The organism is Brucella sp. LJL56, assembly GCF_054871705.1.
Genome location: NZ_JBTXLQ010000020.1, coordinates 1 through 2,138, shown reverse-complemented (window position 1 = coordinate 2,138; position 2,138 = coordinate 1). Strand labels below are relative to the sequence as shown.

Here is a 2,138-nt window from a genome sequence, read left to right as displayed (position 1 = left end):
ATCTTGTAGCCGATATTGGCGGCTTCCAGATTGGGGAACACGAAGATATTGGCATTGCCCTTCAAAGGAGAACCGGGTGATTTGGCATGGCTGATCGCCTCCACGAAAGCGGTGTCGAACTGCAACTCGCCATCGATGCACAGATCGGGTTTGCGCTCCCGCACCGTCCGGGTTGCCTGAACGACCTTCGATACGCGTTCATGCGCGGCGCTGCCGCCGGTGGAGAAGGACAGCATGGCCACGGCCGGGTCTTTCTCGGTCAGTTGGCGGTATGAGTCTGCCGACTGGATGGCGATATCGGCCAGTTGGGCGGAATCCGGTTCCACCACGAGGCCACAGTCGGCAAAGACGAAAGCGCCTTTCTTTTGATGATGCGACTGGCACAACAGCATCAGGAAGAAGCTGGAGACAAGCGAAGCGCCTTCGGCCTTGCCGATGATCTGCAGGGCATGGCGCACCACATCGGCTGTCGTTGCAACCGCACCGGCCACGGTTCCATCCGCATCGCCCTCCCGCACCATCATGGCGGCAAAGCCGAGCGGTGTCTTCACCATAGCTTCGGCCTGTTCTTCGGTCATGCCCTTGGCCTGACGCAACCGATAGAGTTTTTGCGCGTAATCTGCGCTTCTGTCCGATGTTTTGGGATCGATGATCGCGATCTTTGAACCGTCGATCTGCCTGCCGATGATATTTTCGGACCCCAGAAGCGTGACGCGGGCAATGGCTTCCCGTTCGGCACGCAGCGCCGCATCGATGATGCGCGGGTCTTCGCCTTCGGCCAGCACGATGTGGCGTGGCCTTGAACGGGCTTTCTCAAAAATCTTTTCCAACGGCAGCATGGATGTTTGTTTCTCTGGAATGGCCGGGAGTTGTCCTCCCGGCCGGATCATTGATGGACTGGTTCAAACCGGCATTTGCTGGCGCATGTCGGCCTTGTCGATGCCGGCCACGATGACGGGTTTCTTCATCGCATCGCGGCGGAAAGGTTCGCCCAGTTCCTGATTGAGCACGACTTCGATGAAGGTGGTCACGCCCTTGGCCTGCTCATCGATTGCCGTCTGCAAGGCTTCGGTGAGCGCCTGCTGGCTATCGACGGTCACACCCTTGAGGCCGCAGCCATCCGCCACCTTGGCATAGCTCAGATTGGGATTGAGCTCGGTTCCCACGAAGTTGTTGTCGTACCACAGCGTCGTGTTGCGCTTTTCGGCACCCCACTGATAGTTGCGGAAGATGACCATGGTGATCGCAGGCCAGCCCTTGCGACCGATGGAGGTCATCTCGTTCATGGAGATGCCGAAGGCACCGTCGCCGGCAAAGCCGACCACCGGCGTGTCGGGCTGGCCGATCTTGGCGCCGACGATGGATGGGAAGCCGTAACCGCAGGGACCGAACATGCCCGGCGCCAGATATTTGCGTCCATGCTCGAAGCTTGGATAGGCGTTGCCGATGGCGCAATTATTGCCGATATCGGTGGACATGATGGCGTTCTTCGGCATGCCGGCCTGAATGGCGCGCCATGCCTGTCGTGGCGACATACGGTCCTTCTCGCGCTCACGGGCACCGGCATTCCAATGCGTGCCCGGATCGTCATCCTCGTGATCCATCGACGAAAGCTGCTGCAGCCAGGCGGACTTGCGCTGATGGATGAGCTGCTTGCGCTCGTCGCGACCGGCATTGCCTGCATTGGCGCCCATCTGGTCGAGGATCTGCTGCGCGACCTGCTTGGCATCGCCGCAAATGCCGACCGTGATCTTCTTGGTGAGGCCGATGCGGTCCGGATTGATGTCGATCTGGATGATCCTGGCGTCCTTCGGCCAGTAGTCGATGCCATAGCCGGGCAGCGTCGAGAACGGATTGAGGCGAGTGCCGAGCGCCAGAACCACATCGGCCTTGGCGATCAGTTCCATCGCGGCCTTGGAACCGTTATAGCCGAGCGGGCCAACCGAGAGGGGGTGGCTGCCGGGGAAGGCGTCATTGTGCTGGTAGCCGCAGCAGACCGGCGCATCGAGCCTTTCGGCAAGCGCGATGGATTCCGGGATCGCGCCACCGATGACGACACCTGCGCCGTTGAGGATGACCGGGAACTTTGCTTCCGTCAGAAGCTTTGCAGCCTCGGCAATGGCGTCGCGTCCGCCGCT

Annotated in this window: 2 protein-coding genes; both read right to left on the bottom strand. The window is 60.6% G+C overall.

Translation table 11 applies throughout. From position 1 onward, the window contains the following. A partial coding sequence (locus tag ACYSN1_RS21800; RefSeq protein ID WP_461727574.1) for a phosphate acyltransferase occupies positions 1-839 on the bottom strand: 839 nt, incomplete at its 3' end. A 63-nt stretch (positions 840-902) separates the two neighbouring features. Next, positions 903-2,138 (bottom strand): sulfoacetaldehyde acetyltransferase (locus ACYSN1_RS21795; protein ID WP_461727573.1); only part of this gene is annotated, 1,236 nt, incomplete at its 5' end.